This is a genomic window from Citrobacter sp. wls706, from assembly GCF_005281305.1.
Classification (GTDB): domain Bacteria; phylum Pseudomonadota; class Gammaproteobacteria; order Enterobacterales; family Enterobacteriaceae; genus Citrobacter; species Citrobacter werkmanii.
On sequence record NZ_SZXG01000029.1, the window covers coordinates 150,008 to 165,982 of the forward strand.

The following is a 15,975-nucleotide window of genomic DNA, read 5'->3' on the forward strand; positions in this document are numbered from 1 at the left end:
CCTTGTTGGCCTTGCAAAGCGCGTTATTAAGGGCGCAATGAAATTGCGCCCACAGACGGAGATTTATTTATTAGTGAACTCAGCCAGATTATCTTTATCGACACCGACGTACGGAACGCGAACAATTTTGTTGTCAATTTTCCAGTTAGTGCCGTCTGCTGCGCCTTTGCCATCAGCCAGGTTTTTCGCCAAATCGAAAGTCGCTTTCGCCTGGTTGTTGGCATCGTTCAGCACGGTACCGGCCATGGCACCGGATTTCACCAGGGCCAGCGCTTCAGGCAGCGCATCCACGCCAAATACCGGTACGCTGGTTTTGTTGTGCGCTTTCAGTGCTTCAACTCCGCCCATCGCCATCGCATCGTTGTTGGCGATAACCACTTCAATTTTGTTAGCGTTCGGACCGGACATCCACGCATCCATCTTATCTTTCGCCTGAGCGGTATCCCACATCGCGGTATCCAACTGCAGTTGCTCAGTTTTAATGCCCTTGTCGTTCAGCTCTTTGATCACGTAAGTGGTACGTGCTTCAGCATCCGGGTGTCCCGGTTCGCCTTTCAGCAGAACAAACTGAATTTTACCGTCTTTATTCAGATCCCAGTTCGGGTTAGCAGCCCAGTGTTTTGCAATCAAATCACCCTGAATAATGCCAGACTCTTTAGAGTCAGTACCGACGTAATACGCTTTGTCATAGCTGTCCAGCGCTTTACGAGAAGGTTCCTTGTTGAAGAACACGATCGGCACGTTCTGACCGCGTGCTTTTTCAATTACCGTGCCTGCAGCTGCCGGGTCAACCAGGTTAATCGCCAGTGCTTTAACGCCTTTTGCCAGCAATACGTCGATCTGGTCGTTTTGTTTGGACTGGTCGTTCTGCGAGTCATTCATCAGCAACTGTACGTCAGGCGCCGCTTTGGCATCTTTTTCAATAGCCTTACGTACCACAGACATAAAGTTATCGTCGTACTTATAAATCGTCACACCAATGCGGGTATCAGCAGCGTGCGCAGCCGCGCCGAATAACATGCTTGCCATTACAGCAGACAGGGTCAACACCTTCTTATTCATGGTATCTCCGGTTTTATTATGCAGGGTAGTACTTGAGATAAATGCTCGGCAGGCAGAACGTTACTGAAGTGTTACTGATCGCCGAAGCTCACTTTTAAAAATAATTCTTCCGTGCCTGGCAACGCTCCAAAAACTGGCTTTAATTTTTGTTTAAGGCACCAATACCTCGATGAAAGTGATTATTCACCGTTACATAGTAGTTACAGCGCAACAAACAGTGTCATCATAGCTATCGCATTGTTAATATACTGTGAATTTACTCACATATTGAAAGCGGTTACATGGCTCAACTTTATGAGTTAGTGATCGGTGCCGCATTCTGCCGCAATGCCACAGAATGACGACGCACCAGCGTCGGCATAAAGCAATGCGACGCCGCAGGATCTAACGTGCCCGCCGCGCCTTGCAGCGCAAGCTCCGTCGCCATTTTTGCCATTGAGGCGATGGGATAGCGCACGGTTGTCAGTTGTGGATCGGTGTAACGCGCAATGGGAATATCATCAAAGCCAATGATAGAAAGATGTAATGGGATGGCGATGCCGTTGTCTTTTAACGCGGTCAGTGCGCCCGCTGCCATGTTGTCGTTGTAGGCGAAGACCGCCGTCAGTTGCAAGTTGCGCCCCAGCAGCTCCACCATCGCAGACTCTCCGCCCTGCATATCTGGCGAACCGGTACCGATCCAGCTTTCCGCCGCATCAATCCCTTGTTCTTTCAGGGCCGATAACCACCCTTCTTTGCGCATCGCATCATCTTCAATACGATGGCTTGATGCCAGGTAACCAATGCGTTGATGACCATTATTCAGCAGCATGCGGGTCGCCATTTTGGCGCCGCTGATATTATCCAGGCAGACGCAACGGTGGGCGTAACCCGGAACAAGGCGATTGATCAGCACCATGCCAGGGATCTGATCCATAAACTCTGCCAGTTCCCGATCGCTGAGCGCTTTAGAGTGAACAATCAGAGCGTTACAGCGTTGGCGAATCAAAACCTCAATAGCATGACGTTCTTTTTCAGCCTCATGATAGCTATTGCCAATCAGGACATATTTCTGATGCTGCTGGGCAACCATATCGACAGCTTTAACCAGCGCGCCAAAAAACGCATCTGACACATCCATCACCACCACACCAATGGTGTCACTTACCTGGGTCGCCAGCGCCTGCGCATTGGCGTTAGGTCGATAGCCTAAATGAGTGACTGCTTTCATCACCGCTTCACGCGTGTCGGGACTCACCAGCGCACTGTTGTTCAGTACGCGGGAAACGGTCGCTACAGATACGCCAGACTGTCGTGCCACATCACGGATGGTTACCATATTCACTGCCCTGTTTTAGATTGCGGTTAGCCACAGACACCCCAGGCTGGGTATTTTGTCAGCACAATGAAACGGACTGCGTGAGTGATGTCACAGGAATGAAAGCGCTTACATCCATTTTGTTAATGAATGTGATCCAGATCGTTATCTGGATGTACGTGGTAATGATGTCCCTGAAGCACGCAGGGTTAATTGACGCCATAGCCACTCAACCGGGCCCTGCCGGTAAAAACGCAGCCAAATGACGGAGAAAAGAAGATTAACGGCCCAAACAGGAATGACGAAACAGAGCAGCTCCAGCCGATCAAATTTCATAAACAAGCCGAATTGATAAAACAGCGTGGTGCAAATTAAGGTTTGCAACAGATAGTTGGTTAATGCCATACGCCCCACGCAGGCGATGGCAATCACCCACTTTAACCGGCTCAGCTGCGGCCAGAAGCCAAACATCAGCGCGGCATAGCCGATAGTCTGCAACGGCGCACCCAGCTCGCGCGGGGCTTGTAACAGGAAAGCACACCAGCGGTAGGCCCAGTCCAGATGCCACTGAATGATAATAGCAGGCAGGTTAATCGCCATCCCAACAATGACCAACAGTACGCCGGTACGTCGATAATGCTGCAAACTGTACTGTCCTTTCAGCCAGCCGCTGCGCATTAATGCTGCGCCAAGCAGCATCATCCCAGCCAGTTGCCAGCCGTACTGCGCGCCCAGTGCCAACAAGCTATTGGACATCATATCTACACGATTGCTGACCGCTTCCAGACCGCCATTCACTTTCCAGTATTTTTCATACAGCAAAGCTGAGGCATCCGGCGTCCAGGCCCGACTGGTTTCCCCGCCGGAGATAACGCCCAGCAGCAGCAGCACGCCAATCCCCACCAGATAAAGCAGGACGCCGGTGTTAAACAGGCTTTTTACCGAAGGGGCATCGCGAATCAACCGCCAGCAAATCAGACCAATTAAGCCATACGCCAACAGGATATCGCCGTCCCAGAAGAGTAACCCGTGAATAAACCCCAACAGCACCAGCAGCGTTAGCCGCGACTGGATCCAGCGTTTGCCGCGCGGGAGCAGCATTTGCAGCCCTGCCCCAAACAGCAATGCAAACAGCGTAAGAAACTTGACCTGGGCGAAGAGATCAAGCACCGCCCAGCTCCAGGCGTCGGTTAAGGTGATATTGCCATACCAGGCGGGATTGAGGTATGCCGCCTTTGGCAGACCAAAGGCGTTAATATTGAGAAGCAGGATGCCAAGAATGGCGACGCCACGAATAAAATCCAGCGTGACATTACGCTCCATGGCCCCTGCCTTAATCAGTTGTGATGACGTACTGCGCGTAGGAATTCCTGACGCGTGTTCTGGCTGGACTTAAACAATCCGCCCAGAGAAGTGGTGGTGGTCGCACTGGTCGCATCACGAATGCCGCGCGCTTTCACGCAGTAATGCACCGCATCAATCGACACCGCGACATTATTCGTCCCGAGCAGCGTTTGCAGCGCGGTGAGAATTTGCTGGGTCAGACGCTCCTGCACCTGCGGACGCTGAGCAAAGAACTGCACAATACGGTTGATCTTCGACAGGCCAATGACTGAATCTTTCGGGATATACGCCACCGTCGCTTTACCATCAATAGTGACAAAGTGGTGCTCGCAGGTGCTGGTCAGCGTGATATCGCGGACCGTAACCATCTCGTCCACCTTCATTTTGTTTTCAATGACGGTGATTTTCGGGAAGTTGGCGTAATCGAGACCGGAGAAAATCTCATCGACATACATTTTCGCAATGCGATGCGGAGTTTCCATCAAACTGTCATCGCTCAAATCGAGATTGAGCAATTGCATAATCTCGGTCATATGGCCTGAGATAAGACGTTTGCGCGTTTCGTTATCCATCTCCTGCACGGGCGGGCGTAGTGGTGTTTCGAGACCACGCGCGACCAGCGCTTCATGAACCAAAGCCGCTTCTTTACTGAGTGATGACATTTCTTTTTCTCCTGCAGGTGTGGCGCCTCTGCCCTGCATGGGGCAAAGTTTTTAGGCTGTGTCAGCCAGAACATTGTGCGTGAGGCGGCGCACATAATCCAGTATTCACCGCGATAATTATTGAAATTGGCACAGCCTTTCAGCGTACCAAATTCACGTAGCGTTCAGCCCGACGATCTGGAGTGTTAATGTAAAGTTATATAGATGATGGAGTATGTTTGCCCAATGCGGAAGTGAAAGTTACTCACAGTGCAATGAATAATCTGTATTATGGTGAATTCGCAAACATATTCAGGTTCAACACAACAAGGAGCCACGCATGGAAATGCTTGAAGAGCACCGCTGTTTTGAAGGCTGGCAGCAACGCTGGCGTCACAACTCCGCCACGTTAAATTGCGCTATGACCTTCAGCATCTTTCTTCCCCCACCTCGTGAGAATACCCCGCCTCCGGTGCTGTACTGGTTGTCGGGCCTGACCTGCAATGACGAAAACTTTACCACCAAAGCGGGCGCGCAACGTGTCGCGGCTGAGCTGGGTATTGTGCTGGTGATGCCAGATACCAGTCCGCGCGGCGATCACGTTGCCAACGATGATGGCTACGATTTGGGTCAGGGTGCTGGATTTTACCTCAACGCCACCCAGCAGCCGTGGGCAACTCATTTTCGCATGTATGACTATCTGCGTGATGAGCTTCCGGCCCTGATTCAGTCGCAGTTTAACGTCAGCGATCGTTGCGCCATCAGCGGACACTCCATGGGTGGCCACGGGGCGTTGATTATGGCGCTGAAAAATCCGGGGAAATACACCAGCATCTCCGCTTTTGCCCCCATCGTTAATCCTTGCCGCGTTCCGTGGGGCGAGAAGGCTTTTAGCGCTTATCTGGGTGAAGATAAATCGCAGTGGACCGAGTGGGATAGCTGCGCGTTAATGTTGGCCAGCAGGCCCGAAGATGCGATTCCGACGCTTATCGATCAAGGAGACAGCGATCAGTTTCTTGCCGATCAGCTACAGCCCGCGGTACTGGCCGAAACGGCACGTCAGACCGCATGGCCAATGACGTTACGCATCCAGCCGGGTTACGATCACAGCTATTACTTTATTGCGTCGTTTATTGAGGATCACCTGCGCTTCCATGCTCAGTATTTGCTGAAGTGATCACCAATACAGAGTGTTTTCTATTGCCGCGCTGTAGCTTATCTCTTCTGACTGCGGCGCGGACGCTTTGCGATTTAAATCGGCTGCCTGTTGGCGTACCTGTAATCGCGACGTACTCTCACTTCCCTCATGTCCTTCACTAAAATTCCGTACTTCAGACTCGAATAAGATTGCATCCAGATGATGCAGTTTATTCAGCGCCCGCAGCAGGGAGATAAGCGTATCGAGATTCAATCCCCCACCTTTCTCAATACGTTTAATGGTGGCAATCCCCACCTGAGCGCTGTCGGCAAACTGCTGCTGGGTCAGCGCCAGAGAAATCCGCGTTTCCCGAATACGCGCGCATAATGACAAGATGATTTCATCATTATTCATGGTGTGATATTTCATGCCACCCTCCCCTTTTTCTGGGCTGAATTTTTCCCAGGCAGCCATGATACGTTTCACGGTATTTCGCGCTCATGTCTTTACCCGTTTCATACATGGCTGCAATCACCTCATCGAGCGAAACGCATGGCTCACTGATGCGGCTTATCGCCATCGTTGCGGCGTTAATCGCTTTTACTGACGAAATCGCGTTGCGTTCGACACAAGGAATTTGTACCTGCCCGCCGACCGGATCGCAGGTCAGACCTAAATGGTGTTCCATGGCGATTTCTGCAGCGCTCAGCACCTGACCGACTGAGGCCCCCATCAGTTCTGCTAATCCGGCTGCCGCCATCGAACTTGCCACGCCGATCTCCCCCTGACACCCGACCTCAGAACCTAAAATAGATGCATTTTGTTTGAACAGTAACGCGATGGCGCCAGCGGTTAGAAAAAAGCGGGTAACCGAGGCATTATCCAGTTCACAGACAAACTTATCGTACCAACTAAGGACCGCCGGGATGATACCGCTCGCGCCATTGGTCGGCGCGGTCACCACCCGCCCACCGGCGGCATTCTCCTCACTGACGGCAATCGCAAAGGCATTGACCCAGTTGAGGTTGGTGAGAAAGTCGTTAGCAGAGGGTCTCATTGCCAATGTTTTATGCAGCGCGCAGGCCCTGCGCGGTACCTGATACGGCCCCGGCAACAACCCCTCAGTATGCAGACCGCGATGGACCGCCTGCTGCATAATCCCCCAAACGTGCGCAAAATAGTCATGCAACGCCACCTGTGAGTGCACCTGTAACTCATTTTTCATCATTAACGCCGCAACAGATAAGCCATTGCGCTGGCACAGATCCTGCAGCTGCGCCGCATGCTGAAAAGCAAAAGGAGATACGTTTTCTTGCGCCGCTGTCTCGGGCGTCGACGCGCCGGGTTTACGAACCTGTCCGGCGCCGGTTGAAAACCATGTTTCTTCATACAACGTAAAATAATCATCCCGGGCGCGAAACGTCATCGCATAGGGATGACCGGCATGCGGTTGCTGATTAGCCAGAATCGTCACCGTCACGGCAACTGAAGGAGAGAGCAGCAAAATACCGTTTTGTTCAGCACGTTTAATGGCCTCCATTTGCTGACGTAAATCAACATCATCCGGCTGGTTACCCAACAAGCCCAGGTAAATCGCAACATCAACGTTATGGCACTTGCGGCTTAACGAGAGCGCACCATATAGCTCAACCTCAATTTTCCTCGTCAGCGGCAAAATCTCCTGCTGCTTTAATTGAGAAATAAAGTTAAACGCAGCACGCATTGGCCCTACCGTTCTTGAACTCGAAGGCCCAATAGCGACTTTAAAAATATCAACACAACTTTCCATTTTAGCCTCATTCTGTTGGTCACAATAGAATATGCCGCCAGTAGAAACAGACCGTGAGTGATATATCAAAAACGATACTTTTCAGATTTTGTATATTTGCTGGTATAAAAAACAATACTATTTTATCTTTTTTTAACATTCACATCTGTGATAAAGCTGGATTTACTCGTCGCGACCATCTCTTACAATAACTGCAGCTTACAGGAGTGATTTTATGGCAATTATTTATTTTATTAGCGCAAAAGAACCTGAAAAACTGCAGGTATGGTTACATGAAACGTTTATAAATCGCGACACAAAACAAAATCAGTGCACACTGGAACAATTACATATAACACACATCAATAAATCATATTTTAAATTATCAATACCAGATGAATCATTCACAAATGAAATACATAAAAAACTGCGGATCACGTCATACACTCAGCGGTTTGATTTTTTCATTAAACCACAAATCATTCCAGCAAAAGGAATTATTGCATTCGACATGGACTCGACATTTATCGAAGAAGAAGGTGTCGATGAAATTTCGCATGTGCTGGGCATCTCAGCACAGATAGCAGAACTGACTAAGCAGGCGATGGAAGGAAAGCTGGATTTCAATAGCAGCTTTACCCGGCGCATCGGGATGTTAAAAGGAACCCATATCGATGTGATTAATGCCGTATGCGATCAAATGACCGCTTCTCCCGGCATTACCACTATTTTGCCAATTCTCAAACAGAAAGGATTTAAAACGGCGATTATTTCTGGTGGTTTAGACATTTTTACTCGCAGATTACAGGAAAAATATCAACTGGATTATGTTTTTTCTAATACCGTTGAAATCAGGGACGGTAAACTGACAGATAATATCGCTGCGCCCATCATGAATGCAGATAATAAACAGAAAACATTGGAGCGACTCGCCGAAACGTTGCAGATACCGCAGCATAATATTATCGCCTGCGGTGATGGCGCTAACGATATTCCCATGCTGACATCTGCAGGCACGGGTATTGCCTGGAAAGCTAAACCGGCGGTCAGAGAGTTAATAATAAATCAAATTAATTTTCACGGATTCGAGTCGCTTTTGTTCTTCATCGAAGATGGATTATAACCCACGAGCACTGCCTGAAGGGAAACTCATATGAGCTTGAAATCGTTTATATTCAGCCAGGCTGATAAGCCGGTTGTAAAAGAAAAACAAGAGATTGACCATACTTACAAAAAATGCAGGATAGAGATCATTACCTCGGTTTTTATCTCTTACGCTGTCTTTTATTTAACGCGTAAAAACTTCTCAGCGGCCATGCCGGCAATGTTGTCTGATACCGCTCTGACCGCAGAAGATTTTGCCATCATGTCTTCACTGTTTTACATCCTGTATGGGTCAATGAAGTTTGTTGGCGGCATGCTGGTTGATAAAATCAATCCGAAATCCATGACCGGCCCGGTGCTCATTGGCGTTGGGATCGTCAATATTCTGTTTGGTTTTTCCGACAGCGTTGCCGCGTTTTATGTATTGTACAGCCTCAACGCCATTCTCCAGGGCACCAGTTTTCCGCCAATGGCAAAGATCATGGCATCCTGGTTTTCCAAAAATGAACGCGGGCGTTGGTGGGCGGTCGTCGAAGCTGCGCATAATATCGGCGGGAGTCTCGCCCCACTGTTGACCAGTTTTGCGATTGTCTGGAGCGGCAGTTGGAAAATGGGTTTTTATGTACCGGGCGCGATCTCCCTGCTGATGGGGATCATTGCGCTCTTTACGATTAAAGACCGTCCCGGGACCTTAGGTTTGCCTAACGTTGGCGAATGGCGCAAGGATCCGACAGAACTTGCCCAGGTTAAGGCCAGTCCGGTCAACCTCTCCTTTTGGCAGATTTTCGTTAAATATATCCTGATTAACCCGCTGGTGTGGATTATTATCATTGGCGATATGTCTGTTTATATTGCCCGCACCATTCTCAACGACTGGCCGCAAATTTACTATTCGCAGGTACATGGCTGGAGTCTGATTAAGGCCAACTCCATTATCTCGTGGTTTGAAGCAGGCGGACTTGCCGGAGGACTACTGGCGGGTTACTTATCGGACTTTATGTTTAAAAGTAATCGCTGGATGACAGGACTAATATTCGCCTTAATGCTGTGCGTGTGTATTATCTTAATCCCAGTGGTACAGGATACTTCATATACCATTACGGCCATACTTTTCACCATCATGGGGTTCGCCCTGTACGGCCCGCATATGCTTTTTGCCGTAGGTTGTCTGGATGTTACTCATAAAGACGCAGCGGGATCGATAACCGGCTTCCGGGGATTATTTAGCTATGTCGGCGCGGCATTAGCAGGCGTACCGGTGATATTAGTGAAGAACAACTGGGAGTGGTCTGGTGTTTATCTGTATGCCGTGATCGCCATTCTGTTAACCACCCTGTCACTGGCCTTACTCGCCAAATTCCATCGGCTATAAGCCAGCCATAACAGGACAGCGGGGTTATAGCCGCTGTCCTTAAGTCAAAAACGTAAGCCATTCTTAAGCATCAAAAACATTTCCCCTCTTCATTCTTCTCGCTTTCTTCACTTTTCCTCCATTTTTCTTTTTAACTTATCTTATTGATTTAAAAACAATTCCCACCCAACAAACATCAAACACAAATGATTTCTATTATCATTTGTGTTTACAAAAATTCTCACTTTTGTACAATCCCACCGCTTCTTTACTGAAAAGAGTCCTTAAAAGACAAATACATACAATTGTCATGGCCTTTCACATGACGCGCAGTTTGATTCATTTAAATGGAATGATACAAATGACTATACCTCACGTTAAGGCTGTAGCTGCCGCAGTATGCGTCGCCAGTCTCCCATCACTCGGCCATGCCGCTGAACAGGACACCGTCGTCGTCACCGCTACCGGCTTCGAGCAGAAAATTCAGGACGCCCCCGCGTCGATATCTGTTATTACCAAGCAGCAGATTGAAGATAAAGCCTATCGCGATGTCACCGATGCGCTAAAAGATGTCCCTGGCGTCGTTGTCACCGGTGGCGGTAGCAGCAGCGATATCAGTATTCGCGGTATGGCTTCGCAATACACGCTGTTCCTGGTCAATGGTAAACGCATCAGCACACGCGGCACACGACCTAACAGCGATAACTCAGGTATTGAACAAGGCTGGTTGCCGCCGCTGGAATCTATTGAACGCATCGAAGTCATCCGTGGCCCAATGTCATCGCTTTACGGCTCCGATGCGATGGGTGGCGTTATCAACGTCATCACCAAAAAAGTGTCGAATACCAAAGCCTGGACCGGATCCTTACACGGCGATGCCACTTTCCAGGAAGACAGAGATTCCGGTGATATTTACCAGACCAATGCCTATGCGTCCGGGCCGCTGATTGACGGGTTACTCGGCGCGAAGGTGACCGGATTATTCTCTCATCGTGCCGAAGATGAAATCCTCAATGGCTACAACGAACAGCGTATGCGTAACGGGGGTTTAACCCTGAACTTCACGCCGGATGATAAAAACGACATCGACTTCGATTACGCACGTGAACTGCAGGATCGTGACAGTACGCCGGGCAAATCCAAGGCTGAAGAAATCTGCCGCAATGGAAGCTGTAAGCCCAACAGTAAAAGCGAAAGCAAGTATGTGCACACCACATATTCACTCACCCATAGCGGCTATTACGACGACTTCAACTCCACCAGCTATGTCCAGCAGGAAGAGACCGACAACCCTGGTCGCCAGATGAAGTCCTACAACACCATCTTTAACAATCAGAACCAGATTTTCCTCGGGGCGCACACCCTGACAGTGGGTGGACAGTACCGTTATGAGAAACTGCGCGATAATGGCAACCAGTTGCAAGCTGCTGATGGACTGAACAAACTGACCCGCTGGAGCTGGGCGCTGTTTGCTGAAGACGAATGGGCTATTACCGATACCTTCGCGCTGACCGGCGGTCTGCGTATGGATAAAGATGAAAACTACGGTGACAACTGGACACCGCGCGGTTACGGTGTCTGGCATCTGAGCGATCAGTGGACGTTAAAAGGTGGCGTATCTGCGGGCTATCGCGCTCCGGATCTGCGTCAGTCTTCTGCCAGTTGGGGACAGGTCACCGGCGGCGGTCGTCTGAACGGGATCATTGTTGGCAACCCGGATCTGAAGCCCGAGAAAAGCCTGAGCGAAGAGATCGGTTTACTGTGGGATAACGGCAACGATCTCAACGCGGGCGTGACCCTGTTCAATACCGACTTCAAAAACAAAATTACCGAAGTACGCCGCTGTAACAGCAGTTCTGACCCGGCCTGCACCATCGGTGGCATCCATTATGATTTCGTCAGCGATCGCGTGAACGTCGATAAAGCCAATATGCGCGGCGTAGAATCCACCTTCGGCTGGAAAATCACCGCCGATGTCAACTGGACGGCGAATTACACCTACACGGAATCTGAACAGAAGAGCGGACAGTTCTCCGGCCAGCCATTAAACAAAATGCCAAAGCATATGTTTAACACCACCCTGGACTGGCAGGCCACGCAGGATCTTGGTTTCTGGAGCCGTCTGAATCTGCGCGGGAAAACGTCTGAGTACCTGAGCCGTACCTCTATGGCACAGGGAACGCCATCCTATACGCAGGTCGATGTCGGTTTACGTTACTATGCTACCAGGGACCTGTTGATGACCGCTGGCGTATACAACGTGCTGGATAAGCAAATCGATTATGATACCTACGACACCGTTCTCGATGGTCGTCGTTACACGGTTGGCATGACTTACAGCTTCTAAGTCTGGCGCAATAAAAAAACCCCGGCACTCATCATGCCGGGGTTTTGTTTTTTCTGCCGTAGCTGGTAAGAATTATTTCTTCACGCGACCCGGGAATTTCATTTCGCTGTAGCGAACGAAATGAGTACCTTTCGTCAGCTTATAGCCAAACCAGATAATCAGGAACAGCGGGATACCGATATAGGTTGCCATCACACCACCCCAGTCAATGCTGTCCTTCAGGAACGCTTCGTAGTTCTGACCCAGAGTGATTATCAGGCACAGCACGAAGGCAAAGATCGGCCCCAGCGGGAAGAAGCCAGAACGATACGGCAGATCCTTCACATCGTGCCCTTGCAGCACATAACCACGACGGAAACGATAATGGCTGATAGCAATCCCTAACCAGGCGATAAAGCCCGTCATCCCGGAAGTATTCAGCAGCCACAGGTATACGGTCTGGTTACCAAACATTGAGGTCAGGAAGCACAGCCCCGCCACCACCGTAGTTGCATACAGTGCATTACGCGGCACACCACCTCGAGACAGTTTGGCGAAAATACGCGGCGCTTTACCGTCACAGGCCAGGGTGTAAAGCATACGCGTAGAAGCATACATCCCGGAGTTACCCGCAGACAGTACCGCCGTCAGGATAACCGCGTTCATTACCGCCGCCGCAGACAGCAGACCCGCGTGCTGGAATACCAGCGTGAACGGGCTAACGCTAATGTCTTTCACATCGTTACGCAGCAGGCTTGGATCGGTGTACGGAATGATCAGGCTGATAATCAAAATCGCGAACACATAGAACAGCAGGATTCGCCAGAACACCTGACGCACCGCGCGTGGAATATTCTTCTCAGGATCTTCCGATTCCCCTGCCGCGATACCGATAAGCTCAGTTCCCTGGAAAGAGAAGCCGACAATCATCGCCACGCCAATCATCGCGGCAAAACCACCGGCAAAAGGCGCATCACCGGTCGTCCAGTTGCTCCAGCCCACCGGCTGAGCACCTTTGAAGATACCGACAATCATCATCACGCCAACCACGATGAAGATAATCACGGTGGTCACTTTGATCAGTGAGAACCAGTACTCCGCTTCGCCAAACCCGCGCACGGAAATGTAGTTCAGCAGGAAGATAACGCCGAGAAACAGTGCACTCCAGATCCAGCCTGGCGTGTCCGGGAACCACCAGCTCATTACCAGTTGCGCGGCCACCAGGTCAACGGCAATTGTCACCGCCCAGTTGTACCAGTAGTTCCAGCCCAGCGCGAAGCCGAAGCCTTCTTCTACATAGTTCTGACCGTAGGTAGAGAACGAACCGGAAACCGGCATATAGGCTGCCAGTTCACCGAGGCTGGTCATCAGAAAATACACCATCAGACCAATCAGAATATACGAGAACAACGCGCCGCCAGGACCCGCAGCAGAAATAGTTGCACCAGATGCAACGAAAAGACCTGTACCGATGGAGCCTCCGATGGCAATCATCGTCAGGTGACGCGCCTTCAGTTCACGACGTAGCGTGGGCGCTTCTGTGGTTTTAGTTTCGGAAACCATGTGAAAATGCTATCCATCCAAAAAATGAGGCGCGATTGTAGCAGACGAAACGGCTTTCTTCCGGCACAAATGCGCTGTTATAAGAGACCTTCATGACTGGCCGCGGATTATAAGTAAAGCAGAAAATGGGCGGAGCATGGCGGTGAAGACGAAACCGCCATTATGCATAGAGGTGATATTACGGCAGTGAGGGCGTTATTCGCCCTGCACAACCTGGTCGCTGTAATGTAAAAAGCGCGTAATGGCGTTAGAGAGATGTTTTTGTCGATGATGAACGCGCCAGAGCGTGCGAACTAAACGCGGCAGCGGCACGGGAACTTCACTCAGCGTGCCCGCCTGTAACTGTTCTGCAATGACTCGACGCGACAAACAGCTGATACCGAGCCCATGGCGCACCGCATGCTTAATGGCCTCGGAGTTACCCAACTCCATCGCCATCTGGAATCTCGGCAGATGCGATAGCAACAGGTAATCTACCAGTTCACGCGTACCGGAACCTCGCTCACGTAAGATCCACGGCGAAGCAGCCAGTTGATCCAGCGTCACGGGGCCTTTTGTTAGCGGCGAAGACGGGGCGGCAAACACCACCAGTTCGTCCTCCAGCCATGGTTCAGAGATAATTTCTGTGCTGTGGCACGGCCCTTCGATCAACCCAATATCTACGCGAAAATCCAGGACAGCGTTGATCACATCCTGGCTGTTACCCACGCTCAGCTCCAGGGGTAAATCCGGGAAATCATAGCGATAACGGGCGATCATGGCGGGCAAAATATAGTTGCCAATGGTGCTGCTGGCATAGACGCGAATCGCGCCATTATCCTCACGAAAAAGCTGTTCGATTTCTATCGTTTGCTCAAGTAACGCCAACGCGCGCGGGTAGAGTAAGCGCCCGTGCTCATTGACCACCAACCGCTTGCCAACGCGATCAAACAGCTGTACGCCAAGCTGCCCTTCCAGATCGGTAAGCGCCGCACTCACCGCCGACTGCGACAGTGCCAGCATGACAGATGCCTGGGTTGTCGAGCCGCTTTTCAGTACCTCAGCAAACACTTCAAGTTGTCGCAGGGTGATATGCATAGTCGTTTTCCACCGGATATCCGTTACTTATACCCTAAATAATTCGAGTTGCAGGAAGGCGGCAAGAGAGAGCATCCCCGGGAGCGTACTTAAGTACGTGACTGGGGTGAACGAGCGCAGCCAACGCGCATGCAACTTGAAGTATGACGGGTATACCACTTATATAGATTAATTATAAATATATAATCAATTTTATTTTTAAACCACATCGCCGTACTCTTTTACCCAGATAAAGGAGAAGGATATGACAGAACTCACCTTACAGACTCATCGTCGTACAGCGTGGCATTTTATTCCGGGGCTTGCCCTGAGTGCAGTTATCACTGGGGTCGCCTTGTGGGGGGGATCCATTCCCGCCGTCGCTGGCGCCGGGTTCAGCGCCCTCACCTTAGCCATCTTGTTTGGGATGGTTATCGGCAACACCGTATATCCACAAATCTGGAAAAGCTGCGATGGCGGCGTCCTGTTTGCCAAACAACATTTATTACGCCTGGGGATAATCCTCTACGGTTTCCGCCTTACCTTCGCGCAAATTGCTGACGTCGGCGTCAGCGGTATCGTAATTGATGTGTTAACGCTCAGCAGCACCTTTATGATTGCCTGCTTCCTGGGGCAGAAAGTGTTTGGTCTGGACCGACACACCAGTTGGCTGATTGGCGCGGGGAGCAGCATTTGTGGTGCCGCCGCCGTGCTGGCAACTGAACCAGTGGTGAAAGCGGAAGCCAGTAAAGTGACGGTTGCCGTCGCCACCGTGGTCATCTTCGGTACTATCGCTATCTTCCTGTATCCGGCGATGTATCCGCTGTTGGCGCACTGGTTTAGTCCAGAAACCTACGGCATTTACATTGGCTCCACCATGCATGAGGTTGCGCAGGTTGTTGCCGCCGGACACGCCATTAACCCGGATGCTGAAAACGCCGCGGTGATTGCCAAAATGCTGCGCGTCATGATGCTGGCGCCGTTCCTCATCCTGTTGGCCGCACGAGTAAAACAACTGTCTCCGGCAACAGGTGGTGAGAAGAGCAAAATCACTATTCCATGGTTTGCCATCCTGTTCATTGTGGTGGCGATTTTTAACTCTTTCCACCTGCTGCCGCAGTCGGTAGTGAGTATGCTGGTGACGCTGGATACCGTGCTGCTGGCAATGGCGATGGCCGCACTGGGGCTAACCACTCACGTGAGCGCCCTGAAAAAAGCCGGTGCCAAACCGTTACTAATGGCGCTACTGCTGTTTGTCTGGTTGATTGTGGGTGGTGGTGCGATTAACGTCGCTATCCACGCGCTGATGGCATAAACGATCACGA

General features: G+C 50.6%; 13 protein-coding genes. 5 read left to right on the top strand and 8 right to left on the bottom strand.

Features of this window, described 5'->3' with window-relative positions:
* Positions 1-63: 63 nt before the first annotated feature.
* From mglB to folE, 4 genes are all read right to left on the bottom strand, one after another.
* Positions 64-1,062, bottom strand: coding sequence for a galactose/glucose ABC transporter substrate-binding protein MglB (gene mglB, locus FDW92_RS05645; protein WP_042307319.1), 999 nt, complete (start codon positions 1,060-1,062; stop codon positions 64-66).
* Positions 1,063-1,354: 292 nt separating this feature from the next.
* Positions 1,355-2,380: an HTH-type transcriptional regulator GalS gene (gene galS / locus FDW92_RS05650; RefSeq protein ID WP_042307316.1), complete on the bottom strand. Its 1,026-nt coding sequence runs from the start codon at positions 2,378-2,380 to the stop codon at positions 1,355-1,357.
* Positions 2,381-2,524: 144 nt separating this feature from the next.
* Complete coding sequence (yeiB, locus tag FDW92_RS05655; protein ID WP_042307315.1) at positions 2,525-3,682, bottom strand: DUF418 domain-containing protein YeiB; 1,158 nt, start codon at positions 3,680-3,682, stop codon at positions 2,525-2,527.
* Between the two features lie 14 nt (positions 3,683-3,696).
* Positions 3,697-4,365, bottom strand: a complete 669-nt coding sequence (folE, locus tag FDW92_RS05660; RefSeq protein WP_003027410.1) for a GTP cyclohydrolase I FolE — start codon at positions 4,363-4,365, stop codon at positions 3,697-3,699.
* 319 nt (positions 4,366-4,684) lie between these two features.
* On the opposite strand from folE, the gene fghA reads away from it, so the two are divergent.
* Positions 4,685-5,521, top strand: a complete 837-nt coding sequence (gene fghA / locus FDW92_RS05665) for an S-formylglutathione hydrolase (protein ID WP_042307313.1) — start codon at positions 4,685-4,687, stop codon at positions 5,519-5,521.
* Here fghA and FDW92_RS05670 read toward each other — a convergent pair whose 3' ends face one another.
* Both FDW92_RS05670 and FDW92_RS05675 read right to left on the bottom strand, forming a co-directional pair.
* A complete protein-coding gene (locus FDW92_RS05670; protein WP_042307311.1) occupies positions 5,522-5,911 on the bottom strand; it encodes a helix-turn-helix domain-containing protein in 390 nt (129 codons plus the stop codon).
* Positions 5,889-7,271, bottom strand: coding sequence for an L-serine ammonia-lyase (locus tag FDW92_RS05675; protein WP_072014725.1), 1,383 nt, complete (start codon positions 7,269-7,271; stop codon positions 5,889-5,891). Before FDW92_RS05675 ends, FDW92_RS05670 begins: the two co-directional genes overlap by 23 nt.
* Before the next feature lie 214 nt (positions 7,272-7,485).
* Between FDW92_RS05675 and serB the strand changes: the two genes are divergently transcribed.
* The 3 genes from serB to FDW92_RS05690 all read left to right on the top strand — a co-directional run bounded on the left by serB (position 7,486) and on the right by FDW92_RS05690 (position 12,052).
* Positions 7,486-8,373, top strand: a complete 888-nt coding sequence (gene serB, locus FDW92_RS05680) for a phosphoserine phosphatase SerB (RefSeq protein WP_042307307.1) — start codon at positions 7,486-7,488, stop codon at positions 8,371-8,373.
* Positions 8,374-8,403: 30 nt separating this feature from the next.
* Positions 8,404-9,726 carry an MFS transporter gene (locus FDW92_RS05685; protein ID WP_042307306.1) on the top strand — a complete coding sequence of 441 codons (1,323 nt, stop codon included), beginning with the start codon at positions 8,404-8,406 and terminating at the stop codon, positions 9,724-9,726.
* A 340-nt stretch (positions 9,727-10,066) separates the two neighbouring features.
* On the top strand, positions 10,067-12,052 hold the full coding sequence (locus FDW92_RS05690; protein ID WP_042307303.1) for a ligand-gated channel protein: 1,986 nt from the start codon (positions 10,067-10,069) through the stop codon (positions 12,050-12,052).
* A gap of 72 nt (positions 12,053-12,124) precedes the next feature.
* On the opposite strand, the gene lysP is transcribed toward FDW92_RS05690, so the two are convergent.
* Together lysP and yieE are read right to left on the bottom strand one after the other, a co-directional pair.
* On the bottom strand, positions 12,125-13,594 hold the full coding sequence (gene lysP, locus FDW92_RS05695; protein WP_042307301.1) for a lysine-specific permease: 1,470 nt from the start codon (positions 13,592-13,594) through the stop codon (positions 12,125-12,127).
* Positions 13,595-13,789: 195 nt separating this feature from the next.
* A complete protein-coding gene (gene yieE / locus FDW92_RS05700) occupies positions 13,790-14,671 on the bottom strand; it encodes a DNA-binding transcriptional regulator YeiE (RefSeq protein WP_042307299.1) in 882 nt (293 codons plus the stop codon).
* Between the two features lie 244 nt (positions 14,672-14,915).
* On the opposite strand from yieE, the gene FDW92_RS05705 reads away from it, so the two are divergent.
* On the top strand, positions 14,916-15,965 hold the full coding sequence (locus FDW92_RS05705) for a YeiH family protein (protein ID WP_042307297.1): 1,050 nt from the start codon (positions 14,916-14,918) through the stop codon (positions 15,963-15,965).
* Positions 15,966-15,975: the final 10 nt, after the last annotated feature.

Excerpts from the sequence above, each read along its gene's own strand:
- mglB (WP_042307319.1), bottom strand. The coding sequence starts at position 1,062 with ATGAATAAGAAGGTGTTGACCCTGTCTGCTGTAATGGCAAGCATGTTA.
- galS (WP_042307316.1), bottom strand. The coding sequence starts at position 2,380 with ATGGTAACCATCCGTGATGTGGCACGACAGTCTGGCGTATCTGTAGCG.
- yeiB (WP_042307315.1), bottom strand. The coding sequence starts at position 3,682 with ATGGAGCGTAATGTCACGCTGGATTTTATTCGTGGCGTCGCCATTCTT.
- folE (WP_003027410.1), bottom strand. The coding sequence starts at position 4,365 with ATGTCATCACTCAGTAAAGAAGCGGCTTTGGTTCATGAAGCGCTGGTC.
- fghA (WP_042307313.1), top strand. The coding sequence starts at position 4,685 with ATGGAAATGCTTGAAGAGCACCGCTGTTTTGAAGGCTGGCAGCAACGC.
- FDW92_RS05670 (WP_042307311.1), bottom strand. The coding sequence starts at position 5,911 with ATGAAATATCACACCATGAATAATGATGAAATCATCTTGTCATTATGC.
- FDW92_RS05675 (WP_072014725.1), bottom strand. The coding sequence starts at position 7,271 with ATGGAAAGTTGTGTTGATATTTTTAAAGTCGCTATTGGGCCTTCGAGT.
- serB (WP_042307307.1), top strand. The coding sequence starts at position 7,486 with ATGGCAATTATTTATTTTATTAGCGCAAAAGAACCTGAAAAACTGCAG.
- FDW92_RS05685 (WP_042307306.1), top strand. The coding sequence starts at position 8,404 with ATGAGCTTGAAATCGTTTATATTCAGCCAGGCTGATAAGCCGGTTGTA.
- FDW92_RS05690 (WP_042307303.1), top strand. The coding sequence starts at position 10,067 with ATGACTATACCTCACGTTAAGGCTGTAGCTGCCGCAGTATGCGTCGCC.
- lysP (WP_042307301.1), bottom strand. The coding sequence starts at position 13,594 with ATGGTTTCCGAAACTAAAACCACAGAAGCGCCCACGCTACGTCGTGAA.
- yieE (WP_042307299.1), bottom strand. The coding sequence starts at position 14,671 with ATGCATATCACCCTGCGACAACTTGAAGTGTTTGCTGAGGTACTGAAA.
- FDW92_RS05705 (WP_042307297.1), top strand. The coding sequence starts at position 14,916 with ATGACAGAACTCACCTTACAGACTCATCGTCGTACAGCGTGGCATTTT.